The sequence below is a fragment of the Geodermatophilus obscurus genome (assembly GCF_900143215.1).
GTDB lineage: Bacteria > Actinomycetota > Actinomycetes > Mycobacteriales > Geodermatophilaceae > Geodermatophilus > Geodermatophilus obscurus_A.
The window spans coordinates 45,620-70,403 of sequence record NZ_FRDM01000017.1; the positions used below are offsets into that span (position 1 = coordinate 45,620).

A 24,784-nucleotide genomic window follows, 5' to 3' on the forward strand; every position below is an offset into this window, starting at 1 on the left:
GTCACGCGACCGCGTCGGCTGGATCTGCTCCCGGCTCGGGTCGACGGACGACGGTGAAGCGCCGCGGCCCCACCCACGGCGTCGCCAGGAGACGGGCGACCCGCGCCATCAGTGTCCGGGGAGCGTCCACGTCCTCCTGGGCGATGCGCACGACCCGGACATCCAACTCCCGGATCAGGTCCTCCCGGCGCTTCTCTCTCCACAGCACGTCACCGGACGTGTTGCCGGGACGCGGGTCGAGGTACTTGACGCGGCCGTCGAACTCGAGGGCCACAGCGGCGTCGTCGTACCAGGCGTCCACGCGCGCGACGAAACCTCGCACCCCGTGCAACTCGACCTGGAGTTCCGGCCGAGGGAGACCCCCGGAGACGAGTGCCAGCCGGCCCCGTGACTCGAGTGGGGACTCGGCACGGCCGTCCGACAGGTCGACCGCCCGGGCCGCACCGCCGACACCGAGCCAGTGCGTCTGCGCGAGCACTGCGGAGCGGAGGCCGGCCCGGGTGACCTGTCCGGCGTGGAGGGCGGCGTCGACAGCGACGACGGCATCAACGAGAGGCCACTCCCGTGCGCAGTCCACCAGCGTGCGTGCCTCGCTGGTGACGGTCAGCGGGGGCGCCGACGTGAGGTCGTTGGCCGGCAGGGTGGCTGCGGCGATCCGGTAACCGCGTCCCTGACGCCACTCCTCGACCTGCGTCAGCCGGACGTCCCCGTCGATCCGCCCAGGCAGGACGAAGCGGTGGAAACGGGCCGCTGACGAGTGACTGACGACCGGACCGGGCTTCAACGCGGTGAGGACAGCGACGCACTCGACGAGGTGGCGAGCCCGGGGGTCGTCAGCCACGGATCGCCACGCCGCCGTCTCGATGTAGATCCCGCGACGCAGCCGGTGCCAGCGGCCGCTGCTGATGGCAGACCGGATCTCGTCAGCTCGGTACCCGGCTCGCCGGGCTTCGACGACAGTGAACACGCCCAGGCGGCGCCGCGCGGCGGACTGGAGGGTCGGATGCACAGGGGGAGTCTCGACGCCCGGTGTCCTAGCGGGACGAGGCGATTCACATCTGTGGATGGCGCCGTCCAGCCGCGCCCTGCAGCGTCCTCCCTCAACGCACACGCTCGGGGAGGACGCTGCACGATCAGGTGACCTGATCCCGGCGGAGCGGCGGCCTACAGGTACTGGCCGCCGCCGGGGTGCGGATGGGGACCCGGGGCCGGCTGCGAGCCGCCCGGCAGCGCGCGGCGACGCATCTCCTCCAGCTGGGCGCGCGCGGCCATCTGCTGGGCGAACAGCGCGGTCTGGATGCCGTGGAAGACGCCCTCCAGCCAGCCGACCAGCTGGGCCTGGGCGATGCGCAGCTCGGCGTCCGACGGCGTCTCGCCCTCGCTGAAGGGCAGCGTGATCCGCTCCAGCTCCTCGCGCAGCTCCGGGGCCAGGCCCTGCTCGAGCTCGCGGATCGAGGAGGCGTGGATGTCGCGGAGCCGGTTGCGGCTGGCGTCGTCCAGGGGCGCGGCGCGGACCTCCTCCAGCAGCTGCTTGATCATCGTGCCGATCCGCATGACCTTCGCCGGCTGCTCCACCATGTCGCCGATCGAGCCGCCCTCCCCGCCTGGGTCGCTGGCCTGCCCGCCCAGAGCGCCGTCCGGCGCGGGGATGGTGCCGACGGGCCGGCCGTCGGGGCCGACGACGACGACCTGGTGAGGGCGTCCACTGCCGTTGTCAGATGCGGTCATGCCCCCATCCTCCCCGCCGCCGCGGGAGCCTGCCGGGGTGGCACCGGGCGGCTTCGACGGGGGAGGGCAACGTCTAGGGTCGAAGCCCATGGGACCGGGGGCGGGGCGGCTGGACGTCGCCCGCGTCCGGGGCCTGTTCCCGGGTCTCTCCGACGGGCTGGTGCACGCCGACGGGCCGGCCGGGTCCCTGCTCCCGGAGAACGTCGTGCTGGCGGTGGCCCAGGCGATGCGGGTGCCGGTGGCCGACCGCGGCGGGGTGTTCCCGGCGTCCGCCCGCGCCGAGGGGCTGCTCGTCAGCGCCCGCACCGCCGTCGCCGACCTGGTCGGCGGGGTCTCCACCGGCGTCGTCCTGGGGCCGGACCCCGCCCGGCTGACCTGGACCCTGGCCCGGGCGCTGGCCCGCACCTGGCGCGCCGGCGACGAGGTGGTGCTCAGCCGCCTCGACCACGACGCGAACGTCCGGCCGTGGGTGGAGCTGGCCACCCGCGCCGGCGTGGGGGTGCGCTGGGCCGAGGTGGACATCGAGACCGGCGAGCTGCCCGACTGGCAGTACGACGAGCTGCTCGGCCCGCGCACCCGGCTGGTCGCGGTCACGGCGGCCAGCTCCGCGATCGGCACCCGCCCGGACGTCGCCGCCATCGCCCGCCGGGCGCACGCCGTGGGCGCGCTGGTCTTCGTCGACGGGACGCACGCCGCCGCGCACGACCTGCTCGACGTCGGTGCGCTGGGTGCGGACTTCCTGGCCGTCGCCGCCGACATGTGGTGCGGCCCGCACGTGGGCGCGGTGGTCGCCGACCCCGCGCTGCTGCTCGAGCTCGAGCCGGAGAAGCTGGCGCCGGTCCCCGACCGGGTGCCCGACCGGTTCGAGAGCGGCGGGCACGCCTTCGAGCTGCTGGCCGGGGTCCCGGCGGCCGTCGAGCACCTGGCCTCGCTGTCCGAGGACGCGCGCGGCACCCGGCGGGAGCGGCTGGAGACCTCCATGGCGGCGGTGGCGGCCTACGAACGCGGGCTGTTCGACTGGCTGGACCAGGCGCTGCGGGCCATGCGCCACGTGCAGGTGCTCGGCTCGGCCCCGCTGACCACGCCGGCGCTGTCGTTCACCGTCCCCGGGATGGGCCCGCGACAGGTGGCCCACGAGCTGTCCCGGCGCGGCATCTGCGCGTGGGACGGCGACCTCTACGCCCGGGAGCTGTTCGACGCGCTCGGCGTCAACGAGGAGGGCGGCGCCGTGCAGCTGGGGCTGATGCACTACAACACGGCCGAGGAGGTCGGGTACCTGATCGACGCGGTCGCCGCGCTCCGCCCGCGCTGAGGAGGGACCTCCGGGAGGACCCGCTGCAGGTGGCCGGGGACGGGGCCGAGCGGACAGCTCACCGGGCGACGAGCAGCACCTTCCCGACGTGCTCGCTGGCGTCGACGACCCGGTGCGCCTCGGCGGCGCGGGACATCGGCAGCCGACGGTCGACGATCGGCCGGACGACGCCACGCTCGACGTCGGGCCACACGTCGTGCCGCACCGCCGCGACGATCTCGGCCTTGCCGCCGGGCCCGGTCGCCGGCCGGGCCCGCAGTGTGGTGGCGTGCACCGACGCCCGCTTGCGCATCAGCTTGCCCAGGTCCAGCTCGGCCTTGGTGCCGCCCTGCATGCCGATGCAGACCAGCCGCCCCCCGGTGGCCAGGACGTCGACGTTGCGGGCCAGGTACTTGGCGCCCATGTTGTCGAGGACGACGTCGGCGCCCGCGCCGTCGGTCTCCTCCCGCACCCGCTCCACGAAGTCCTCGTCGCGGTAGTTGATACCGACCTCGGCGCCGAGCTCGCGGCAGACGTCGAGCTTGGCCTGGGTGCCCGCCGTGGTGAGCACCCGCGCGCCGGCGCGGGCGGCCAGCTGGATGGCCATCGTGCCGATCCCGCTGGACCCGCCGTGCACCAGGAAGGTGTCGCCGCGGCGCAGGCCGGCGAGCATGAAGACGTTGGACCACACGGTGCAGACGACCTCGGGCAGGGCGGCCGCCGTGGCCAGCTCCACCCCGGCGGGGCGCGGCAGCAGTTGCCCGGCCGGGACGGCGACCCGCTCGGCGTAGCCGCCACCGGACAGCAGCGCGCACACCTCGTCGCCGACCGACCAGCCGGTCACCCCCTCGCCGACCTCGCTGACCACCCCGCTGCACTCCAGTCCGAGGACGTCGCTGGCACCGGGCGGCGGCGGGTAGGAGCCGGCCCGCTGCAGCAGGTCGGCCCGGTTCACCGCGGTGGCGACCACGTCGACGAGCACCTCGCCAGGACGCAGCACCGGGTCGGGGACCTCACCCCAGCCGAGCACCTCGGGGCCACCGGGTCCGCTGACGGTCACCGCACGCATGCCCCGACCCTAGAAGGACCGCTTGCCCCCCACCTCTCGCAGGCCCGGACGGGGCCGGCCCCACCGGTCAGGTGCGGGGCTCCGGCGCCTCGGCGCGGAGGTGGAGGGCCAGCTCGGCGCACAGCTCGGCCATCGCCTGCGGAGCGCTGCGGCAGAAGCCGGGGAAGCTGAGGTAGCCGTGCGGCATGCCGACGTACGTCGTCGTCCGCACCGGCACCCCCGCCGCCCGCAGCGCCGCCGCGTAGCGCAGGCCGTCGTCGCGGATCGGGTCGAGTTCGGCCACCTGGACCAGTGCGGGTGGCAGGCCGGAGTGGTCGGCCGCGAACAGCGGTGAGGCGTACGGGTCGAGCGGGTCCTGCCCGCCCAGGTAGTGGTCCCGGAACGCCACGCAGTCCGCCCTGGTCAGCACCGGCGCGTCCGCGTTCTCGTCGACCGACGGGCTGGACAGGGTGAGGTCGGTGGCCGGGTAGACCAGCCCCTGGAAGGCGATCCGGGGCCCGGTGCGGTCCCGCGCCATCAGCGCGACGACGGCGGAGAGGTTGCCCCCGGCGCTGTCGCCCATGACCGCCACCCGGTCGGGGTCGGCGCCGAACTCCGCCGCGCGGGCCACCACGTCGCACAGCGCGGCGTAGCAGTCCTCGGGGCCGGCCGGCCAGCGGTGGGTGGGCGCGAGCCGGTAGTCCACGGACACCACGACCGCCCCCACCGCGGCCGCGACGCTGCTGCAGTGCCAGTCGACCCCGTCGAGGTCGCCGAGCACCCAGCCCCCGCCGTGGAAGTCGACCACGAGCGGCAGCGGACCCTCCGCGCCGGCCGGTCGGTGCACCCGCGCCCGCAGGCTCCCGATCTGGCCCGCCACCTCGACCTCTTCCTGCTCGGTGCCGGGCGCCACCCCGCCGAACACGAAGTCGATCACGCGGTTGTGGCCCGGGTGCCGCGTCTGCGCCTCCGCGATGCCCTCGGCGTCCAGGCCGGTGATCGAGAAGCGGCGGGCCAGCAGTCCCAGCAGCCGCACCCGCAGGTCCATCCGTGCCGTCGGCCCGTCCGCCCGCGGCCCGCCGTCCTCAGCCCGCTGCACGCAGGTCCTTGCGCAGGATCTTGCCGGCCGCGGACTTCGGCACCGCCTCGATGAACTCGACGATGCGGATCTTCTTGTGCGGCGCCACCTTGGCGGCCATGTACTCGATGACCGCGTCCTGGGTGAGCGCCGAGCCGGGGGCCCGGACGACGAAGGCCTTGGGCAGCTCCTCGCCGCTCTCCTCGTCCGGAACGCCGATGACGGCCGCGTCGGCGATCTCCGGGTGGCCGAGGAGTACGGCCTCCAGCTCGGCCGGGGCCACCTGGTAGCCCTTGTACTTGATCAGTTCCTTGACCCGGTCGACGACGGTGTAGCAGCCGTTGTCGTCCACGATCGCGACGTCGCCGGTGTGCAGCCAGCCGTCGGCGTCGATCGTGTCGGCCGTCGCCCCGGGGTTGTTCAGGTAGCCCTTCATGACGTTCGGGCCGCGGACCCACAGCTCGCCGCGGGCGCCCTGGGCGGCGTCCTCACCGGTGGCCGGGTCGACCAGCCGGCACTCGGAGTTCGGGACGGCGAAGCCCACCGAGCCCTTGGGCACCGAGCCCGGGGCCGCACCCGGCGGCTCCGCGCCGAGGTCGGGAGTGGTGTGCGAGACCGGCGACAGCTCGGTCATGCCGTAGCCCTGGGCCACCGTGACGCCGCTGTCGGCGCCCTTGCGCAGCCGCTGCTCGGCGGCGAGCGCCAGCTGCTCGTCGAGGGGGGCGGCACCGGAGAGGACCGAGGTCAGCGACGACAGGTCGTACTGGTCGACCAGCGGGTGCTTGGCCAGCGCCAGCACGATGGGCGGCGCCACGAAGGCGCGGGTGATCTTCTGGTCCTGGATGGTGCGCAGGAAGTCCTCGAGGTCGAAGCGCGGCAGCGTCACCACCGCGCCGCCCCACGCCAGGCCCTGGTTCATCAGCACGGTGAGCCCGTAGATGTGGAAGAACGGCAGGACGGCGATGATCCGCTCGTCCTCGCCGAGCTGGATCAGCGGGCGGCACTGCGCCACGTTGGCCACCAGGTTGCGGTGGGTGAGCATGACGCCCTTGGGCAGCCCGGTGGTGCCACTGGAGTAGGGCAGCGTGACCAGGTCGTTGGCCGGGTCGACGTCGACCTGCACCGAGGGTGCGTCGGTGGAGAGCAGGTCGACCAGGGAGGCGTGACCCTCGGCGCCGTCCATGACGACGACCTCGCCGACCGGGGACTTCTCGATGGCGGCCTTCGCCCGGTCGAGGAACGGCGAGACGGTGATGAGGATCTTCGCGCCCGAGTCGCGCAGCTGGAAGGCGATCTCGTCGGGCGTGTACAGCGAGTTGATCGGCGACATGACGCAGCCGGCGGCGGCGATGCCGTGGAACACCACCGGGTACCACGGGGTGTTCGGGCAGAACATCGCGACGACGTCGCCCTTGCGCAGACCGCGGGCGTGCAGGGCGGCCGCGACGCGGTCGACGTAGGCGGCCAGCTGGCCGTGGGTGATGACGTCGCCCTTGAGGCCGTCGATGAGCGCGGGGGCGTCGGGCTTCTCGCGCCCGGCCGCCAGGACGAACTCGGGGACGGAGACGTCGGGGATCTCGACGTCGGGGTAACGGCTGGCCAGCGCCACGGGTGCAGCTCCTTCGCACATCGGTGTGGCGCCAGTCTCACATCTCCCGTGGTCCGGGCCACAAGGGGGTTACCGGCGAGTACTCCGGTCGGGTGGTCAGCGCGGCCAGAGCACCGACTGGGTGCAGCGGAACAGCGCGACGGTCTTGCCGGAGCCCGCCGCGGTCACCACGGCGTCCCACACCTGCGTCGTCCGGCCGGCGTGCGCGTTGGTGGCCACGGTCGTGACCCGGCCCTCGCGCAGCGTGCCGAGGAAGTTGCTCTTCAGCTCGATGGTGGTGAAGCCGCTCGACCCCTCCGGCAGCAGCGCCCGGGTGGCCAGCCCGCAGGCGGTGTCGGCCAGCCCGATGACGGTCGCGGCGTGCAGGTAGCCGTTGGGCGCCAGCAACTCCGGGCGGACGTCGAGCGCGGCCTCCAGCCGGCCGGGCTCGTGGGCGGTGATCGTCAGCCCGAGCAGGCCCGGCAGGGTGCCCGGCAGCAGCGCGTTGAGCTCGTCGGCGGTGTGGAACCCGGTGGCGGCCATGAGCAGGAAGGTAGCGGCGGGTCGCGGTGCTCCTCAGCCCCGGGCGGGACGGCAGGTGGCCGCGGTCTGCGGGGAGACGCCCTGCGAGGCGGCGCGAGGAGTGGGGACCGGAGGCTCCCGCGATCGAGTGCCGGGAAGGGCTCGACGGCAGGTGGCCGCGGTGTCGGCCGGTGGGCCGACGATGTGTCAGGCCAGGCCGCGGGTGGTGCGCGCGGGCGGCCGGTCGCCCCGGATGGCGGCCACCATGTCCAGGGTCTGCCGGGTCGCCGCGACGTCGTGCGCGCGGAACACGGTCGCCCCGAGCCAGGCGCTGACCGCCGTCGCCGCCAGGGTGCCGGTCAGCCGCTGCTCCAGCGGGACGTCGAGGGTTTCGCCGACGAAGTCCTTGTTCGACAGCGCCACCAGCACCGGCCAGCCGGTCGCGACCAGCTCGTCGAGCCGCCGGGTGGCCTCCAGCGAGTGCCGGGTGTTCTTGCCGAAGTCGTGCCCCGGGTCGACCAGCACCCGGTCGCGGTCCACACCCGCGGCGACGGCGGCCTCCGCGAGCGCCGTCGTCCGGGCCACCACGTCGGCCACGACGTCGTCGTAGGCGACCCGGTGCGGACGGGTGCGCGGCGGCAGCCCGCCGGCGTGCGTGCAGACGATCCCGGCGCCGCACTCGGCCGCCACCGCAGCGAGCTCCGGCTCGACGCCGCCCCACGCGTCGTTGACGACGTCGGCGCCGGCGGCCAGCGCCTCCCGCGCCACCTCCGCCCGCCAGGTGTCGATCGAGATCGGCAGCGCCGGGTGCGCGGCGCGGACGGCGGCGACCAGGTCGACGGTGCGGCGGACCTCCTCCGCGGGGGACACCTCCTCGCCGGGCGCGGCCTTGACCCCGCCGACGTCGACCACGTCCGCGCCCTCGGCGACCACCCGGTCCACGCGCTCGACGGCGGCGGCCAGCTCGTAGGTCACGCCGCGGTCGTAGAAGGAGTCCGGGGTGCGGTTGACGATGGCCATGACCACCAACCGGCCGGGCGGCACGGACAGGGCACCGAGCCGCAGCAACCCCGCTCCCCTCGCCGTCGTGCTGTGTGGTGGAGTCAGCAAACCAGACCCGCGGATCAGGAGGAGAGGCTCATGGCGCAGACCACGGTCGAGGGCGTCGAGGGCGTGCTGGCGAAGGTGGGCCAGCACCTCGGGCACAGCGACTGGGTGGAGATCACCCAGGAACAGGTGGACATGTTCGCCGAGGCCACCCACGACCACCAGTGGATCCACGTCGACGTCGAGCGGGCGAAGAGGGAGAGCCCCTTCGGTGGCCCCATCGCCCACGGCTACCTGACGTTGTCGCTGGTGTCGGCCCTGTCCGGGCAGATCATCGAGGCGACGGGCTTCCGGATGGGCGTCAACTACGGCGCCGACAAGATCCGGTTCATGTCACCGGTGCCGGTCGGCGCCCGCGTCCGCGCCTCCGCGACCCTCGACGAGGCCAAGCAGTTCGAGGGCGGCGTGCAGATGAACCTGGGCATCACGATGGAGATCGAGGACCAGAGCAAGCCGGCGATGGTCGCCTCGATCCTCTTCCGCCGCTACCTCTGAGGAAGGTCCGGGACGGGGCCGACGGCGGCCCCTCGAGGGTTGGTGGGACGACGCGTGCGGCGCCGTCCCACCGACCCCGGGGGTGGGCCCTGCCGCGGCTCAGCCGTGGTAGGGCCCTGCACCGGGGACTACGCTCTCCGCCACGGCCAGCCCCGACCGTCCCACGATCCGTACCGGAGGACCCCGCGGGAGGCCGACCTCGGGTCGGACCCGGGTGACCTGCCGGCACCCAGGGTGACCAGGCACCGCCAGGGCCGCGCTCCCGAAGGCAGGTCGCCTGATCGGAGAAGTGGGTCAGGACCATGTCGACAGACCCGGCGTCCGACATCGCCGGCCCCGGTCGGTCCGGCGGCAGCGACCGGAGTGGGGTGCGGGTCGGCAGGAGGCCGAAGGGCAAGGTCCGCTGGGTCGTCGTGGCGCTGCTCTTCATCGGCACGTCGATCGTCTACATCGACCGGGCGAACCTGAGTGCTGCGGCTCCTGACATCCAGGAGGAGTTCGGTCTCAGCAGCACTGAACTCGGCGTGCTCCTCTCGGGGTTCTTCTGGACCTATGCGGTGTTCCAGCTGATCTCCGGGTGGTTCGTCGACAGGGTCGGTGTCCGCATCGCCTACACCGCGGCAGCGCTGGCGTGGTCGGTGTTCACCGCGATGACGGCACTGGGCCGTGGATTCGCCTCGCTCCTCGGCCTGCGACTGCTCCTCGGCATCGGCGAGTCCCCGGCATACCCGTGCAACGCCAAGGCCGTCCGTGAGTGGATGCCCAAGCAGGAACGCGGGCTCGCCACCGGGGTCTACGACAGCGGTTCACGTGTCGGCACCGCGCTCTCCCTGCCCATCGTCGTCCTGCTCATCGCGCTCGTCGGCTGGCGCGGCTCCTTCGTCGTGACGGGACTGCTCGGCATCGTCTGGGCGGCGGTGTGGTGGTGGTTCTACCGAAAGCCGCACGAGCACGGGCGGGTGTCCGCGGAGGAACTGGCGTACATCGAAGCGGGCCAGGAGGCAGTGCAGGAGGATCCCCACGCGAAGACGCAGATCCGGTGGATCGACCTGCTCAAGCACCGAGCCGTCTGGGGCATGGTCTTCGGCAACTTCTGCATCGCCTTCGTCATCTACTGGTTCGTCACCTGGTTCCCGACCTACCTCGTCCAGGGCCGCGGGTTCGACCTGCCCTCGCTCGGCCTGTTCGGCGCGATACCCGCCCTGGTGGCGGTGCCCACCGGCTGGCTCGGCGGACTGACCGCCGATGCGCTGATCCGCCGCGGGTGGAGCGTCACCCGGGCCCGCAAGACCCTCATCATCGGGGGCCTCGTGCTCTCCAGCTGCATCGTGCTGTCACTGGCCACGGACAGCGCCGGGGTGGCCATCGCCCTCCTCTCCGTGTCCTACGGATCGCTCACCTTCGCGAACGCCAGCGTGTGGCTCCTGCCTGGTGAGCTCGCCCCGTCGACGAACCACGTCGCCTCGATGGCCGGGATCATGAACTTCGCCGGCAGTGCCGCGGGGATCGCGACGTCGATCGTCACCGGCGCGCTCCTCGACCTCACCGGCGGATCGTTCGTCGCGCCTCTCCTGCTGGCCGGAGCGTTCATCCTCGGCGGGATCGTGGCCTACGGCCTGGTGATCCGACGCGTGGAGCCGATCGCCGCATGAGCTGACCCGCACTCCCGGGAAGGAGCCACATGTCCAGTGTCCGGCTGACGGTCCACGACGCGTTCGCGCTGGGTTCGATCGATCGGCGGCTGTTGGGCGGCTTCCTCGAGCACATGGGGCGTGCCGTCTACACGGGGATCTACGAACCCGGTCACCCCACAGCCGACGAGGACGGGTTCCGCGAGGACGTCCTCGGACTGGTCCGGGAGCTGGGCCCGACGATCGTCCGCTATCCGGGCGGGAACTTCGTCTCCGCGTACGACTGGGAGGACGGCGTGGGCCCGCTCGAGGAGCGCCCGGTGCGGCTCGACCTGGCCTGGCGCAGTCGGGAGAGCAACCGGTTCGGCCTCAACGAGTTCGCCGCGTGGTGCAGGAAGGCCGACGTCGACATGATGCTGGCCGTCAACCTGGGCACCCGCGGCGTCGACGCCGCCCGCAACCTGGTCGAGTACTGCAACCACCCGGGCGGCACGTTCTGGTCGGACCTGCGGAAGCAGCACGGTGCCGCGGAACCGCACGGCGTCAAGGTGTGGTGCCTGGGCAACGAGCAGGACGCGCCGTGGCAGATCGGGCACAAGACCGCGCACGAGTACGGCCGCGCGGCCTTGGAGGCGGCCAAGGCCATGCGTCGGGTGGATCCCGGGATCGAACTCGCGGCCTGTGGCAGTTCCAACAGCCGGATGCCGACCTTCGGGAGCTGGGAGGCCACCGTCCTCGAGGAGACCTACGAGGCGGTCGACTACATCACGCTGCACAACTACTACGAGGACGTCGAGGGTGACCTGCCCAGCTTCCTGGCGTCGTCGGACTCCATGGACGACTTCATCCGGACGGTGGTCGGCACCTGCGACCACGTCAAGGGCAAGCTCCACAGCGCCAAGACGATGAACCTGTCCTTCGACGAGTGGAACGTCTGGCACCAGACCGAGTTCCACCGGGGGGACGACACCAGGGTTCCGTGGCGGGACGCGCCCGAACTGGCTGAGGACGTGTACTCCGTCGCCGAGGCCGTGGTCGTCGGGACGCTGCTCATCTCCCTGCTCAACCACTCGGACCGGGTCCGGATGGGCTGCCTGGCTCAACTCGTCAACGTGATAGCCCCCATCACCACCGAGCCCGGCGGCACCGCCTGGCGTCAGACGACGTACTTCCCCTTCGCGGACGTCACCGCCGGCGCCCGTGGCCGGGCGCTGCGCGTGGAGGTCGACTCGCCCAGACACCCGACCGGCAAGTACGGAGAGGTCGACTCGGTCGTCGCCGCGGCGACCCACGACGAGGTCAGCGGCGAACTCGTGCTCTTCGTGGCGAACCGCTCGACCGACGTCGCGGTCCCGCTGGAGCTCGAGCTGGCAGGTTCGCTTGCCGGTCACACGGCACTCCGGCACCGCGTGCTCCAGGACGCCGACCCGGGGGCCACGAACACCGCTCGACAGCCCGATGCGGTGCGTCCCCGTGACGTCCCGGTGAACGGTCCGATCCGCCTCGAGCCCGTCTCGTGGAACGTGGTGCGCTGCGCCCGGCGCCCCGCCTGACCCCCTCCGCGCTCGGGTCAGTCGACCAGGGCCTGTTTGACCAGCTGGCGCAGGTGGTTGCGGATCGGCAGCGTGCTCGACGGCAGCAGCTGGGTGTAGAAGCCGACGGTCACGTCCTCCACCGGGTCGACGTAGAAGGCCGTGGACGCCGCCCCGCCCCAGCTGTAGTCCCCGAGGCTGGACAGCACGCCGTAGCGCACGGGGTCGATGACCGTGGAGAAGCCGAGCCCGAAGCCCACCCCGCGCAGCGGCGTCTCGGCGAACAGCGGCCGGCCGAAGGTCTCCAGGTCCTGGTTGCCAGGCAGGTGGTTGCGGGTCATGTAGCCGATGGTGCGGGTGCTCAGCAGCCGGCCGCCGTCGTAGGAGCCACCGCGGCGGAGCAGCTCGGCGAACCGCAGGTAGTCCCCGGCCGTGGAGACCAGCCCGCCGCCGCCGGAGAGGAAGGCCGGCTTGGCGTGCGCCGCGGCGCCCATCGCGTCGTAGGGGGTGAAGCGGGTCGGCGCACCGCCGGGCTGCCCTGGGACGGCGGCGTAGAGCCGGGCGAGTGACTCGACGTCGTCCCCCTCACGCAGCCCGAAGGACGTGTCGGTCATGCCGAGCGGACGGAAGATGCGCTGCTCGAAGAACTCGTCGAGCGGGAGGCCGGAGACCACCTCGACCAGCCGGCCCAGGACGTCGGTGGAGACGCCGTAGTTCCACTCCGACCCGGGCTGGAAGACCAGCGGGATCGCGGCCCACTGCCGGCAGACCTCCGCGGAGTCGGCGCCGGCGGGGGTGCCCCACTCGTGCCCGGCGGCCCGGTACATCGCGTCGACCGGGTGGGCGTGGTGGAAGCCGTAGGTCAGCCCCGAGGTGTGCGTGAGCAGGTGGCGCACCCGGATGGGCTCGACCTGCGGCTGGGTCACCGGGCGCAGAGCCGAGCCGGCCACGTAGACGCGGGTCTCGGCGAACTCGGGCAGCCACTTCGCGATCGGGTCGGAGAGCTCGAAGGCGCCCTCCTCGTACAGCATCATCGCCGCGACCGAGGTGACCGGCTTGGTCATCGAGTAGATGCGCCAGCGGGTGTCCCGCTCCACCGGCAGGCCGGCCTCGACGTCGCGGTACCCGGCCGAGCCGACGTGCACCAGGTGTCCGTGCCGGGCCACGGTCACCAGGTAGCCGGGCAGCTGGCCGTCGTCCACCCAGCGGGCCAGCCGCCGGTCCAGCCGGGCGAGCCGGCCGGCGTCGAAGCCGACCTCGGCCGGATCGGTGTCCACCTCGGGTGCCGTCGTCACAGGTCCTCCGTCCCTCGTGCCGTCCGCCGTCGGACGGCGACTGCCCGGGCATCCTGACCCACGCGGTCGTGGGCCCGGTCACAGGGGCAGCCGCCGTCCCGACGCGGACGGTGCCGAGGACGCTCCCGATCAGACGGGGACGTCGCCGGGGAAGCCCCCGATCAGACGGGGACGTTGCTGGCGGCCTTCTTCAGGTTCGAGCCCGCGGTGACCTTGACGGTGTTGGCGGCGGGGATGTCGATCGACTCGCCCGTCTGGGGGTTGCGGCCGGTGCGCGCGGAGCGCTGGGTGCGCTCGACGGTCAGCAGGCCGGAGACGGCGACCTTCTCGCCGCGGGTGATGGCGTCGACGAGCTCGTCCTGGAGCCCGGCGAGCACCGAGTCGACGGTCGAGCTGGGCACGTCGGCCCGCTTGGCGATGGCGGAGACGAGTTCGGCCTTGTTCACGGGGTTCCTTCCGTGTCGGTGACAGAGCGTGCCGGACCGCGCCGGACGGCGGGTCGGACCGCAGGCACGGTGCCATGCCGTACTGACAGCGCGCCACCGAGGGGGGTCGAACGGGTCCCGCACGGCGCCGTCGGGCCTCGGCGGCGACCGGTTCCCGTGCGCCCGCTCACGGCTCTCCTGCAGGGTCCCGTCGTCGGCCCCGTCCCGGGTCCCGCTGGCCTCCCTGCAGGGTCCCGCTGCGAGCATGCGAGTGGCGGGGGGCAGGGAGGTCCTTCCTCTAGCGTGAGGGGATGCCAGTGATCCCCGGGACCGACCTCACCGTCAGCGACCTCTGCCTGGGCGCCAACGTGTTCGGCTGGACGGCGGACGAGCCGACGTCCTTCGCGCTGCTGGACCGGTTCACCGACGCGGCGGTCAGCACCCAGGCCCCGTTCGTCGACACCGCGGAGTCCTACGGCCGGGGCGCGTCGGAGGAGATCCTCGGCAACTGGATGACCGAGCGGGGCATGCGCGACCGGATGGTCGTGGCGACCAAGGCGTCACGCCTGGAGAAGGAGCACCCGCTGTCGGCAGCGGAGATCCGGACGGCGGTCGAGGGGTCGCTGCGCCGACTGCAGACCGACCGGATCGACCTCTACTACGCGCACTACGACGACGGGAGCACGCCGCTGGAGGAGACGCTGCGCGCCTTCGACCAGCTCGTGCAGGCGGGCAAGGTCCGGTACGTCGCGGCGTCGAACTACTCGCCGGACCGGCTCACCGAGGCGCTGGGGACCTCGCAGCGGCTGGAGCTGACCCGGTACGTGGCGCTGCAGCCGCACTACAACCTCATGGAGCGGGCGGCCTACGAGGACGGGCTGCGCGACGTCGTGGCCGCCCACGACCTCGGCGTGCTGCCCTACTACGCGCTGGCCAAGGGCTTCCTGACGGGCAAGTACCGGGCCGGTGCGCAGGTCGACTCGCCGCGGGCGGAGGGTGCCTCGGCCTATCTGGGGGAGCGCGGCGACCGGGTGCTGGGCGCGCTGCAGCAGGTGGCGGAGGCGCACGGGGTGACGGTCGCCGCCGTGGCGCTGCGCTGGCTGGCCGACCGTCCGACCGTCGTCTCGCCGATCGCCAGCGGCCGGTCGGTGGAGCAGCTGGCCGACCTGCTGCCCATGCAGGACCTGGTGCTCACCGAGGAGCAGACGCAGGCGCTGGACACCGCCAGCGCCTGAGAGGGGCCCTCCCACCTGCAGGGGCCCCTCCTCAGCGGGTGACCGCCGCGGCGAGGTCCTCGACGCGCAGCAGGCCCACGACCGCGCCGGAGGCGTCGGTGCAGACCACCGGGTCGAAGCGCTGCGCGGGGGGCCGGGTCACCGCCCGCCGCAACGTCGCGGCGACGTCGTCCGCGGGGTGGGCCTGGAGCGACACCGGCGCTAGGTACGGCTTCCCGGTGCGCGGGCAGGCCAGCACCAGCGCCACCGGCTCGCCCTGCCCGCCCACCAGCACCGCCGGCGGGACGGCGGGCGGCTCGCCGACGTCGGACTGGCGCACCGGGCGCACCAGGGCGGCCACCCCGTCGGCCACGTGCACACGGGCGACGTGCGCGCGGACCAGGACGGCGACCTCGGGTGCCAGCGGCGCGAAGCCGGGCGTGGGCCGGCCGAGCAGCCAGCCCTGCGCCAGCGGCACGCCGAGCCGGGTCAGCGCGGTCAGCTCCGCGACGGTCTCCACACCCTCGGCCAGCAGCCGGGCGCCGATGCGGCCGGTGAACTCGCCGACCACCTCGGCGAGCGCGGTGCGGACCGGGTCGGTGTCCACGCCGGTCACCAGAGCGCGGTCCAGCGTCACCAGCCGAGGGCGGACGGCGGCCATCTGCTGCAGCCCCGAACCGGCGCCGTCCAGTGCCACGACGGCCCCGCGGGCGCGCAGCGCGTCGGTCCTCCGACGCAGCACGTCGAGGTCGTCGACGGGTGTGTGCCCGGTGAGCTCGACGACGACGCGGGACAGGTCCGGCCGGGTGGCGAGGGCGTCCTGGACCGGGGCGCTGCCGAGCAGGTGCGGGCTGACGTCGACGGTGAGGAACGTGTCGTCGGGCAGCAGCGGGACGACGGCCAGGGCCTTGGCGATCGCCAGCGCCTCCAGCTCGGCGGCCAGGCCGCAGTCCGCGGCGGCGGCGGACCAGACGCCGGGGCCGGCGGTGCCGGGGAAGCGGGAGAGCGCCTGGTAGCCCGCGATCCGCGCCGCGGCGAGGTCGACGATCGGCTGGAACACCAGCGTCAGGTCGTCGGGGTCGGCGAGCAGCGGACGGCAGTCGGGCAGGCTGCTCACCGGGGTCGCCGTCATGCACCGCCCATCGGCTCCCGCGCCGCCGCGCTCGACCCGGGAGCGGCCGCGCTCACCCTCCCGGGTGGGCGACGGCGGCGACACGATCGGGGACGATCCCGTTCCGCGACGGGTCGCCGTGTCAGGATGTGCGGCCGGCGCATCCGCCGCCGACAGCGGGACGAGGGAGTGCGGGCATGGCGTCGGGACCCCCGTCCCCGCGGACCGACGTGCTCACCGACCCCGGGCGGGTCGCCGCGGCCCGCCGGCTGCTCGCCGAGGCGTCCGCCGGCGTCCACGACCGGCTCGCGCAGCTCGCGGCGCGGTTGACGCAGGCCCCGGCGGCGCTGGTCTGCCTGGTCACCGACGCCGAGGTGCCCGTGGGGTCCTGCGGACTGCCGGCGTCGGTCGTCAGCGGTCCGCTGCCGCTCGCGGGCTCCCCGTGCGCGGTGACCGTCGGGCTGGGTGTCCCCGTCGCTGCTCCGGACGCGGCGCAGGACGAGCGGCTGGCCTCCCTGCCCGCGGCAGTCGACGGGTCGCTCGTCGCCTGCCTCGGCGTTCCGCTGCGAGCACGGTCCGGGCAGGTCGTCGGGGCGCTCGCGGTGTTCGACGGCGTGCGGCGCGACTGGTCGCCGGACCAGGTCGCCTCCCTCGAGCAGCTGGCCGCCTCGGTGGCCGCCGAGCTCGAGCTGTCCGCGGCGCGGTCGGCCGCGGACGCCTCCCTGATGCGCCTGGAGCTGGCGCTGGAGGCCGGTGCCGTGGGCACCTGGGAGGTCGACCTGCGGCGGCACACGATCGTCTGGGACGAGCGCTGCGCGTCGATCTTCGGCCACGACGCCACCGTCCTGCTCGGGATGGACCGGCTGTTCGCCGAGCACGTGCACCCCGACGACCGCGAGCGCGCGCAGCAGGAGATGCAGGCCGCCATCGACGCGCTGGCCCAGTACGCCGTCGAGCTGCGCGTGGTCCGCACCGACGGCAGGGTGCGCTGGACGATCAGCCGCGGCCGGGTCCTCGCCGGCCCGGACGGCGGGCCGGCGCGGATCGTGGGCACGGTCGTCGACGTCACCGAGGCCCACGAGCAGGCCGACCGGGAGCTCGACGCCGTCCGCCGCGCCGCCGCGATCGCCGAGGTCGCCGCCGAGCTGGCCGGCGCCACCCGGGTCACCCAGCTGGCCGAGATCGCGCTGCGCGCCGCCGCGGTGCTGGGCGCCGAGTCGATCGGGCTGGCGGTGTTCGACCCACGTGACGACGAGCTGTACCTGCACCTGACCCGCCGCATCGTCGACACCGTGGCCAGCGCGGCCGACCTCCAGCTGCCGTCCGGTGGGGTGCAGACGCCGCTGGACGACGAGCTGCCCACCCAGTGGGTCGCCCGGCACGGGGAGCCGCTGCTGTTCCCCGACGCCGCCGAGGTCGAGGCCCGCTTCCCGCGGATGGCCGAGGTCAACGCGGTCCTGGGCACGCGGGCCCTGGCCGCGTTGCCGCTGCGGGTCGAGGGCCGGCTGCTCGGCAGCTTCGTCGTCGTCTGGACGACCGAGCACGCCTTTCCCGACCGCGACGTCGAGCTGCTGGAGGGGCTGACCGCGCAGCTCGCGCTGACCGCCTCGCGGCTGCGGGCCGACACCGTGCGCGCCGACGCCGTCGCCGCGATGACCGAGGCCACCGCCCGGCTGCAGCTGCTCGCCGACGCCGGCCGGGTGCTGTCGGGGACCCTGGACGTCACCCGGCAGGTCGGCCAGCTCGCCGACGTCGTCGTCCCCACCCTCGCCGACTGGTGCTGGCTGGTGGTCAGCGACGAGCAGGGCCGGCTGCACGAGATGGCCTCCGCGCACCGCGACCCCGCGCTGCGCGCCGAGCTGGAGCTGTACGTGCACTCGATGGTCGCGGTGATGACCGACGAGGCGGCCGCGCCGGTGGTGACCCGCACCGGCCGCCCGCTGGTGCTGCCCCGGATCGACGCCGCGCGGGTCGCGCGCTCCATCCCGGAGCCCGCGACCCGCGCGCTGCTGGGCCGGCTGGGCCCGGACTCCGGCGTGGTCGTGCCGCTGGTGGCCCGTGGTCAGTCCCTCGGCGCGCTCGGGCTGTTCAACGGCGCCGAGCGGGGGCCGCACACACCGGCCGAGGTCGAGACCGCGGTCGAGGTGGGCCGCCGGGCCGGCCTGGCGCTGCACCACGCCCGGCTCTACGGCCAGCAGCGGGAACTGGCCGGTGCGCTCCAGCACAGCATGCTCACCGCGCCACCGGAGCCGGCCTCCTGCGAGATCGTCGTCCGGTACGTGCCCGCGGCGGAGGGCGCGGAGATCGGCGGCGACTGGTACGACGCGTTCCTCGAGCCCGGCGGGACGACCGTGCTGGCCATCGGCGACGTCGTGGGCCACGACGTCGCGGCCGCCGCGGCGATGGGCCAGCTGCGCGGCCTGCTGCGCGGGATCAGCTACTCCAGCGGCGCCCCGCCGGCGCAGGTGCTGACCCAGGTCGACCGCGCCATGCGCGGGCTGGGGCTGGACACGATGGCCACGGCGGTGGTCGCCCGCCTCGAGCAGCAGGACGCCGACCTGCGCGCCGACCGGACGCTGCTGCGCTGGTCCAGCGCCGGCCACCCGCCCCCGGTGCTGCTGCTGCCCGACGGCCGGGTGCACGTGCTCGACGACGACCTGCCCGACCTGCTGCTCGGGGTCGACCCGTCGGCCGCGCGCCGGGACCGCGTCGCCGTCCTCCCCGCGGGCAGCACGGTCCTCCTGTACACCGACGGGCTGGTCGAGCGCCGCGACCGCGATCTCGACGCCGGCAGCGCGCAGCTGGTGGCCGCGCTGACCGAGTACGCGGCGCTGCCGCTGGCCGACCTGTGCGACCGCGTGCTCGAGCGGCTCTTCCTGCCCGACGCGGAGGACGACGTCGCGCTGCTCGCCGTCCGGCTGCACTCCCGGGCCCGCCCGCGCTCACCGGAGCCCGGCACCGCGAGCTGAGGGTGCCGTCCGGCCCTCTGCAGGGGACCGGGTCCTTGGTTCAGGTCCGGTCGCGGCGGCGCCAGCGGGTCGGGCGCCCGGCCCGCTGGCGCCGCAGCCGGCGGCGGGCCCGTCCGGGCAGGTCCACGGCGACCGGCGCCTCCCAGCCGCGCCACACCGAGAGCACCCGCAGCCCGGCCACCAGGACGATGACCAGCGCCGCCACCGGGAGCGGGTCCATGCCGACCGGGCCGGCGAGCACGGTGAGCGCGACGGCCCCGAGCAGCGCGGCGACCGCGTTGTACGGGCCGGGCTGCACGATGTCGGCGCGCTGGGCCAGCAGCACGTCGCGGATGACCGCGCCGCCGACCGCGGTGAGCGTGCCGACGAAGACCACGCTGGCGCTGGGCAGGGCGGCCAGCTGCGCCTTCTGCGCGCCGATGACGGTGAAGAAGCCCAGCGTGACGGCGTCGAGGACGACGAGCAGCCCGGTCAGCCGGGACAGCCAGCCGGAGAAGTAGAACGTGACGGCCGCGGTGATGGCCACCGTGGGCAGGTAGGCGGGGTTGGTCAGGGCGACCGGCGGCAGGTCGCCCAGCAGCACGTCGCGGACGAGCCCTCCGCCGAGGCCGCCGCTGACGGCCAGCAGCAGGACGCCGGACACGGCGAACCCCTCGCGGGCGGCGAGCAGCCCGCCGGTCAGCGCGCCGATCACGATCGCGGCGAGATCGACCGCCGCCGGCACCCGCAGCGTCTCCGCCGCCGCGGCGAGGATCTCCACGGCGGGGATTGTCCTCGCGCTCCCTCGCTCGTCGTGATCATGGGGTTGTCGTCAGCCGCTGCGGCGTGTCTAGCCGTGCCGGCAGCAACGACCCCCTGATCGGCACAGGAGGAGGTCGTGACCGCCGGTGGCAGGAGGGTGCGGACGCCGCTAGCTTGCGGTTCTCCCCGCCGCTCACCTGGAGGCCGCCGTGCCCGTACGCCCGCCGGACGAGAACGAGGTGGCCGCGCTCGCGGCCAGCTACGGCATGAAGCCCGGCCCCGAGGAGGTGGCCGCCTACACCCCCATCGTCGCGGCCTTCCTCACCTCCTACGACGCGGTCGAGGAGCTCTACGCCGGGATCGCCCCGCAGGCGCCCACCGACCGGCCGAGCACCCGCCCCGGCGACGCCGACAACCTACTCGGTGCCTGGTACGTCACCACCGAGATCCGCGGCGCCGCGGACGGGCCGCTGGCCGGCCGGACGGTGGCGGTCAAGGACAACGTCGCGGTCGCCGGCGTCCCGATGATGAACGGCTCCCACACCGTCGAGGGGTTCGTCCCGCGGGAGGACGCCACCGTCGTCACCCGCCTGCTCGAGGCCGGCGCGACGATCACCGGCAAGTCCGTCTGCGAGGACCTCTGCTTCTCCGGCGGCAGCCACACCTCCGTCACCGGACCGGTGCGCAACCCGTGGGACCCGTCGCGGACGACCGGCGGGAGTTCCAGCGGCAGCGCCGCGCTGGTGGCGTCCGGGGTGGTCGACCTGGCGGTCGGCGGGGACCAGGGCGGCTCGATCCGCATGCCCGCGGCCTTCTCCGGCATCGTCGGCCACAAGCCCACGCACGGGTTGGTGCCCTACACCGGCGCGTTCCCCATCGAGCTGACGCTCGACCACCTGGGCCCGATGACCCGGACGGTCGCCGACGCCGCCCTCATGCTCGACGTCCTCGCCGGCCGGGACGGCGACGACCCGCGCCAGCCCGCCGACGTGGCACCCGAGCAGTACGCCGCCGCGCTGGACGGCGACGTCGCGGGGCTGCGGGTCGGGGTCGTCGCCCAGGGCTTCGGTTGGGAGGAGCTCTCCGAGGACGGCGTCGACGACACCGTCCGGGCGGCCGCCGAACGGCTGCGGGAGCTGGGCATCGAGGTGGTGGACGTCGACCTGCCGTGGCACCGGCACGCGCTGCACGTCTGGAACGTCATCGCCACCGACGGCGCCACGGTGCAGATGATCGAGGGCAACGGCTACGGCTGGAACTACGAGGGCCGCTACGACCCCGAGCTGGTGGCCCACTACGGCCGTCAGCGCCGCGAGGTGGTCGACCGGTGGTCGCCGACGGTGACGGCGGTGGCGCTGGCCGGCCGCTGGTCGCTGGAGCGGGAGCAGACCCGGCACTACGCCATCGCGCAGAACCTGGCGACCGAGGTGCGCCGGCAGTACGACGCCGCGCTGGCCGAGGTCGACCTGCTGGTGATGCCGACCGTGCCGATGGTGGCCCCGGAGATCCCGGCACCGGACGATCCGCTGGAGACCCAGGTGGCCCGGGCGCTGGAGATGATCGTCAACTGCGCGCCGTTCGACGTCAGCGGCCACCCGGCCACCAGCGTCCCGGCCGGGCTCTCCCAGGGGCTGCCGGTCGGGATGATGCTCGTCGGCCGCCGGTTCGAGGACACCACCCCGCTGAGGGTCGCGCACGCCTTCGAGCAGCTGGTCGGCGGCTTCCCGAGCCCACCGGCTTCCTGACGCGCGCGCACCGACCCGCCGTCCCCCGCCGATGATCACGGGGTCGTCGGCGGATGCCGCGGCGTGTCCCGCCGTGCCGGCGGCGGCAACTCCATGATCGACCTCGGGAGAGCCGAGGGGACGGGGCCGCCTGCCCCGAGGCCGCCTGCCCCCTCCGGGTGAGATGGCCTCGACCGCGGTCGTGGGACGGCCGATGCCAAGGTCATGGGTCGTTCGTGGTCCTCCTCGGCAGCCGGCACCAGGCTGTTCGTCACCTACGCGGTGGCGAGTCTGGTGCCGGTCGTCGCGCTCGGTGCGGTCCTGGCTCAGGGCAGCCGACAGGACGGCATCGAGCGCGGCCTGGAGCACGGCCGGGCGCAGGCCGCGGTGGTCGAGGAGATGGCGATCGCGCCGGCGCTGCACGGCGAGGACCTCGCCGGCGGCCTGACCGCGCAGGAACGCCGGCGGCTGCAGACCGCCACGGACCTGGCCGTCTTCCGCGGGTCGGTGGACCGGCTGCGGCTGCGCGACTTCAGCGGTGCCGTCGTCTTCTCCGACGACGGGTGGCTGTCCGGGTCGCCGGGCGCGATCGACCCGGGTAACGACTGGTCGGTGCCGCCCGACCACCCGGCCTTCCAGACCGCGGCGGCCGGGGCGACCGACGTGCAGATCGTGGACGGCGGCTCCTCCGGGCGGGCCGTCCGCGTGCTCCAGCCGATCGTCGCGGACTCCTCGGGCCGCTCGGTGGGCGTGCTGGAGATCCTGCTGCCCTACGAGGCCGTCGCCGCCGACGTGGAGGCCGCGACGGCGCGTGACTACTGGCGGCTGGGCGCCGGGCTGGCCCTGCTCTACGTCGTCCTGGCCGGGATCTCCTGGTCTGCGACCCGGCGGCTGCGGCGGCAGGCCGCCCAGGCCGCCCACGACGCGCTGCACGACCCGCTGACCGGGCTGCCCAACCGCGAGATGTTCCGCCGCCGGGTCGAGGAGGCCACCCGCCGGTCGGGGAGCTGCGCGGTGGTCCTCGTCGACCTCGACCGGTTCAAGGAGGTCAACGACACCCTCGGACACCACGCCGGGGACGAGCTGCTGCGCCTGGTGGCGGACCGGCTGGCCGGCACGCTGCGGGCCGACGACACGGTGGCCCGCCTCGGCGGGGACGAGTTCGGCCTGCTGCTGCCCGGGGTCAGCCACCCCGGCGCGGCACGGGACCTGGTCGAGCTGGTGAGCGAGCAGCTGTCCACCGACGTCGTGCTCGACGGGGTGCCGCTGACGATCGAGGCGTCCTTCGGCATCGCCCTGCACCCCGCCGACGGCGACGACGTCGAGACCCTGCTCAAGCGTGCCGACGCCGCCATGTACCAGGGCAAGCGCGGCACCACCGGCATCGTCGTCTTCGACCCTGCGCTGGCCGCCGCCCCGTCCTCCCGCCTGATCACCGCCCACGAGGTGCGCCGCGCGTTGGAGGCCGGCGAGCTGCGGCTGCACTACCAGCCCAAGGTGGACCTGCGCACCGGCCGCACCGGCGGCGTGGAAGCGCTGCTGCGGTGGCAGCACCCCGATCGCGGCCTGCTGCCGCCGGGGGAGTTCCTCCCGGCGGTGGAGCACTCCGGGATCATGGGTCCGCTCACCGAGTGGGTCATCACCCAGGCCCTCGTCGACTGCGCCGCCTGGAGCGCGGAGGGCCGCGACTGGTCGGTCGCGGTCAACGTGTCGGTGCGCAACCTCGAGCAGCCGGAGTTCGCCGCCACCGTCGTCCGGCTCGCTGCCGACACCGGCGTCCCACCGCAGCGCCTGGTGCTCGAGGTGACCGAGACGGCCCTGCCCGTGGACCTCGGCGCGACCGCGCGGACCCTCGCCACGCTCGCCGCCCACGGGTTCGGCACCTCGCTCGACGACTTCGGGGTCGGCTACGCCAGCCTCTCCCACCTGCGGTCCCTCGAACTGGCCGAGGTGAAGATCGACCGCAGCTTCGTGGCCGGTGTGGGCGTCAACGCCGAGGACGGCGAGGTCGTCCGGTCGCTGGTGCAGCTGGCCCACGGGCTGGGTCTCACCGTCTGCGCCGAGGGCGTGGAGACCGCGGCCGCCGCCGAGTGGCTGCGCGACGCCGGCTGTGACCGCGCGCAGGGCTTCTTCTTCTCCCGTCCCCGGCCGTGGCCGGCGCTGCCCCCGGGCGGCGTGCCGGACCCCGCCGGGTCCCGTCCTCCCACCCCCTCGCTGGAGATGACCCCGTGACCACTGCCCGTCTCGCCCGGCGGAGCGTCGCCGCGGCCGCCCTGGCCCTGCTCACCGCCTGCTCCGCCGCGCCGGCCGACGTGCCGCGCGCCGCGTCGGCGCTCTCCGTGGACGAGGAGCTGCGCGCCCTGCTCCCGGAAGAGGTGCGCGAGGCAGGCGTCCTCACGGTGGCGACCGACGCCTCCTACCCGCCGGCCTCGTCGTTCGCGCCCGACGGCCGCACGGTGGTCGGGCTGGAACCCGACCTCATGGCCGGGATGGGCGCCCTTCTCGGCGTGCGGGTCGAGTTCCGGCTCGCGGACTTCGACACCATGCTCGACGACCTCGCCGCCCACCGGGTCGACCTGGTCATGAGCGCCATGACCGACACGGCCGAGCGCCAGGCGCAGGCCGACTTCGTGGACTACTTCCGGGCGGGCTCGGCCATCGTGGTGCAGCGGGGCAACCCGCACGGCGTCCACGACCTGGCCGGGCTGTGCGGCGAGGCGGTGGCGGTCGAGGCCGGGACGGTGCAGGTCGGCCTGCTGGAGCGCAGCCAGGACCGCTGCGACGACGACCCGATCCGGGTGCAGCTGCACGCCACGAACGACGACGCGCTGGTGGAGCTGCGCACCGGCCGGGTCGCCGCCGTCCTGACCGACTACCCGCCGGCGGTCTTCATCACGACGAACGAGCGCACCCAGGGAGCCTTCCAGCTGGTCTCCGACGTCCAGTACGAGCCCGGCCTGTACGGCATCGCGGTGCCCCGGGACCGGGCCGGGCTGCGGGATGCGCTCGCCGGTGCGCTGCAGGCCCTGGTCGACTCCGGTGTGTACGCCCAGGTGCTGGAGACCTGGGAGGTCGCCAGCGGCGCGGTGTCCGAGGTGACCGTCAACGGCGGGGCTCCCCTCGCTCCCGAGACGCCGTGACGGTCGGCGGGTGGCTGCCTCCGACGACGTGTCGGGCAGCCACCCGCCTGGTGACGTGCTGGGACGGCCCCCCTGCAGGGTCCCGCCGCGCGGCCCCGTCCCGGGTCCCGCCCCGAGCTCACGAGGGGTGGGGAGGACGGGGCCC

Annotated in this window: 20 protein-coding genes; 9 read left to right on the forward strand and 11 right to left on the reverse strand. The window is 74.3% G+C overall.

Translation table 11 applies throughout. From position 1 onward, the window contains the following. Position 1: 1 nt before the first annotated feature. Positions 2–1,111, reverse strand: a complete 1,110-nt coding sequence (locus tag BUB17_RS15815; RefSeq protein WP_348537047.1) for a type IV toxin-antitoxin system AbiEi family antitoxin domain-containing protein — start codon at positions 1,109–1,111, stop codon at positions 2–4. 53 nt (positions 1,112–1,164) lie between these two features. Next, entirely contained in the window at positions 1,165–1,728 is a 564-nt protein-coding gene (locus BUB17_RS15820; protein WP_072919567.1) for a bacterial proteasome activator family protein, read from the reverse strand. An 88-nt stretch (positions 1,729–1,816) separates the two neighbouring features. On the opposite strand from BUB17_RS15820, the gene BUB17_RS15825 reads away from it, so the two are divergent. Next, entirely contained in the window at positions 1,817–3,040 is a 1,224-nt protein-coding gene (locus BUB17_RS15825; protein ID WP_072919569.1) for a cysteine desulfurase-like protein, read from the forward strand. Positions 3,041–3,098: 58 nt separating this feature from the next. Here the strand turns inward: BUB17_RS15825 and BUB17_RS15830 are convergent, their stop codons facing one another. From BUB17_RS15830 to folP, 5 genes are all read right to left on the reverse strand, one after another. Next, positions 3,099–4,088, reverse strand: a complete 990-nt coding sequence (locus tag BUB17_RS15830) for an NAD(P)H-quinone oxidoreductase (RefSeq protein ID WP_072919571.1) — start codon at positions 4,086–4,088, stop codon at positions 3,099–3,101. 67 nt (positions 4,089–4,155) lie between these two features. Continuing rightward, entirely contained in the window at positions 4,156–5,166 is a 1,011-nt protein-coding gene (locus tag BUB17_RS15835; RefSeq protein WP_083606362.1) for an alpha/beta hydrolase, read from the reverse strand. Continuing rightward, positions 5,153–6,754, reverse strand: a complete 1,602-nt coding sequence (locus BUB17_RS15840; protein ID WP_072919572.1) for a 4-coumarate--CoA ligase family protein — start codon at positions 6,752–6,754, stop codon at positions 5,153–5,155. The genes BUB17_RS15835 and BUB17_RS15840 overlap by 14 nt, the downstream gene beginning before the upstream one ends. Positions 6,755–6,850: 96 nt before the next feature. After that, positions 6,851–7,276, reverse strand: a complete 426-nt coding sequence (locus BUB17_RS15845; RefSeq protein WP_072919575.1) for a PaaI family thioesterase — start codon at positions 7,274–7,276, stop codon at positions 6,851–6,853. Positions 7,277–7,462: 186 nt separating this feature from the next. Beyond that, complete coding sequence (gene folP / locus BUB17_RS15850; RefSeq protein ID WP_083606363.1) at positions 7,463–8,323, reverse strand: dihydropteroate synthase; 861 nt, start codon at positions 8,321–8,323, stop codon at positions 7,463–7,465. Positions 8,324–8,395: 72 nt separating this feature from the next. Here folP and BUB17_RS15855 point away from each other — a divergent pair, with 72 nt between their 5' ends. The 3 genes from BUB17_RS15855 to BUB17_RS15865 all read left to right on the forward strand — a co-directional run bounded on the left by BUB17_RS15855 (position 8,396) and on the right by BUB17_RS15865 (position 12,041). Further along, a complete protein-coding gene (locus BUB17_RS15855) occupies positions 8,396–8,857 on the forward strand; it encodes a MaoC family dehydratase (RefSeq protein WP_072919577.1) in 462 nt (153 codons plus the stop codon). Between the two features lie 302 nt (positions 8,858–9,159). After that, positions 9,160–10,509 carry an MFS transporter gene (locus tag BUB17_RS15860; RefSeq protein ID WP_083606364.1) on the forward strand — a complete coding sequence of 450 codons (1,350 nt, stop codon included), beginning with the start codon at positions 9,160–9,162 and terminating at the stop codon, positions 10,507–10,509. Positions 10,510–10,538: 29 nt separating this feature from the next. After that, the gene (locus BUB17_RS15865; protein ID WP_072919580.1) at positions 10,539–12,041 is read left to right on the forward strand and encodes an arabinosylfuranosidase ArfA; all 1,503 of its coding nucleotides are present in this window, start codon (positions 10,539–10,541) and stop codon (positions 12,039–12,041) included. A gap of 17 nt (positions 12,042–12,058) precedes the next feature. Here BUB17_RS15865 and BUB17_RS15870 read toward each other — a convergent pair whose 3' ends face one another. Both BUB17_RS15870 and BUB17_RS15875 read right to left on the reverse strand, forming a co-directional pair. Then, positions 12,059–13,315, reverse strand: coding sequence for a serine hydrolase domain-containing protein (locus tag BUB17_RS15870; protein WP_072919582.1), 1,257 nt, complete (start codon positions 13,313–13,315; stop codon positions 12,059–12,061). 161 nt (positions 13,316–13,476) lie between these two features. Then, positions 13,477–13,761, reverse strand: a complete 285-nt coding sequence (locus tag BUB17_RS15875; protein WP_072919584.1) for an HU family DNA-binding protein — start codon at positions 13,759–13,761, stop codon at positions 13,477–13,479. Positions 13,762–14,051: 290 nt separating this feature from the next. Between BUB17_RS15875 and BUB17_RS15880 the strand changes: the two genes are divergently transcribed. Next, on the forward strand, positions 14,052–14,975 hold the full coding sequence (locus BUB17_RS15880; RefSeq protein WP_072919586.1) for an aldo/keto reductase: 924 nt from the start codon (positions 14,052–14,054) through the stop codon (positions 14,973–14,975). Between the two features lie 31 nt (positions 14,976–15,006). On the opposite strand, the gene BUB17_RS15885 is transcribed toward BUB17_RS15880, so the two are convergent. Further along, positions 15,007–16,086 (reverse strand): EAL domain-containing protein, encoded by a 1,080-nt coding sequence (locus tag BUB17_RS15885; protein WP_072919588.1) that lies wholly within the window; start codon positions 16,084–16,086, stop codon positions 15,007–15,009. Positions 16,087–16,262: 176 nt separating this feature from the next. Between BUB17_RS15885 and BUB17_RS15890 the strand changes: the two genes are divergently transcribed. Next, the gene (locus BUB17_RS15890; protein ID WP_072919590.1) at positions 16,263–19,034 is read left to right on the forward strand and encodes a SpoIIE family protein phosphatase; all 2,772 of its coding nucleotides are present in this window, start codon (positions 16,263–16,265) and stop codon (positions 19,032–19,034) included. 40 nt (positions 19,035–19,074) lie between these two features. Here BUB17_RS15890 and BUB17_RS15895 read toward each other — a convergent pair whose 3' ends face one another. Beyond that, positions 19,075–19,794, reverse strand: a complete 720-nt coding sequence (locus tag BUB17_RS15895; RefSeq protein ID WP_072919591.1) for a trimeric intracellular cation channel family protein — start codon at positions 19,792–19,794, stop codon at positions 19,075–19,077. A gap of 190 nt (positions 19,795–19,984) precedes the next feature. Between BUB17_RS15895 and BUB17_RS15900 the strand changes: the two genes are divergently transcribed. From BUB17_RS15900 to BUB17_RS15910, 3 genes are all read left to right on the forward strand, one after another. Continuing rightward, entirely contained in the window at positions 19,985–21,520 is a 1,536-nt protein-coding gene (locus BUB17_RS15900) for an amidase (RefSeq protein WP_072919593.1), read from the forward strand. Between the two features lie 204 nt (positions 21,521–21,724). Continuing rightward, positions 21,725–23,731 (forward strand): putative bifunctional diguanylate cyclase/phosphodiesterase, encoded by a 2,007-nt coding sequence (locus tag BUB17_RS15905; protein ID WP_072919595.1) that lies wholly within the window; start codon positions 21,725–21,727, stop codon positions 23,729–23,731. Further along, positions 23,728–24,639, forward strand: a complete 912-nt coding sequence (locus BUB17_RS15910; protein WP_072919597.1) for an ABC transporter substrate-binding protein — start codon at positions 23,728–23,730, stop codon at positions 24,637–24,639. Before BUB17_RS15905 ends, BUB17_RS15910 begins: the two co-directional genes overlap by 4 nt. Positions 24,640–24,784: the final 145 nt, after the last annotated feature.

Excerpts from the sequence above, each read along its gene's own strand:
- BUB17_RS15890 (WP_072919590.1), top strand. The coding sequence starts at position 16,263 with ATGGCGTCGGGACCCCCGTCCCCGCGGACCGACGTGCTCACCGACCCC.
- BUB17_RS15820 (WP_072919567.1), bottom strand. The coding sequence starts at position 1,728 with ATGACCGCATCTGACAACGGCAGTGGACGCCCTCACCAGGTCGTCGTC.
- BUB17_RS15885 (WP_072919588.1), bottom strand. The coding sequence starts at position 16,086 with ATGACGGCGACCCCGGTGAGCAGCCTGCCCGACTGCCGTCCGCTGCTC.
- BUB17_RS15845 (WP_072919575.1), bottom strand. The coding sequence starts at position 7,276 with ATGGCCGCCACCGGGTTCCACACCGCCGACGAGCTCAACGCGCTGCTG.
- BUB17_RS15880 (WP_072919586.1), top strand. The coding sequence starts at position 14,052 with ATGCCAGTGATCCCCGGGACCGACCTCACCGTCAGCGACCTCTGCCTG.
- BUB17_RS15860 (WP_083606364.1), top strand. The coding sequence starts at position 9,160 with ATGTCGACAGACCCGGCGTCCGACATCGCCGGCCCCGGTCGGTCCGGC.
- BUB17_RS15855 (WP_072919577.1), top strand. The coding sequence starts at position 8,396 with ATGGCGCAGACCACGGTCGAGGGCGTCGAGGGCGTGCTGGCGAAGGTG.
- BUB17_RS15865 (WP_072919580.1), top strand. The coding sequence starts at position 10,539 with ATGTCCAGTGTCCGGCTGACGGTCCACGACGCGTTCGCGCTGGGTTCG.
- BUB17_RS15905 (WP_072919595.1), top strand. The coding sequence starts at position 21,725 with ATGGGTCGTTCGTGGTCCTCCTCGGCAGCCGGCACCAGGCTGTTCGTC.
- BUB17_RS15825 (WP_072919569.1), top strand. The coding sequence starts at position 1,817 with ATGGGACCGGGGGCGGGGCGGCTGGACGTCGCCCGCGTCCGGGGCCTG.
- BUB17_RS15830 (WP_072919571.1), bottom strand. The coding sequence starts at position 4,088 with ATGCGTGCGGTGACCGTCAGCGGACCCGGTGGCCCCGAGGTGCTCGGC.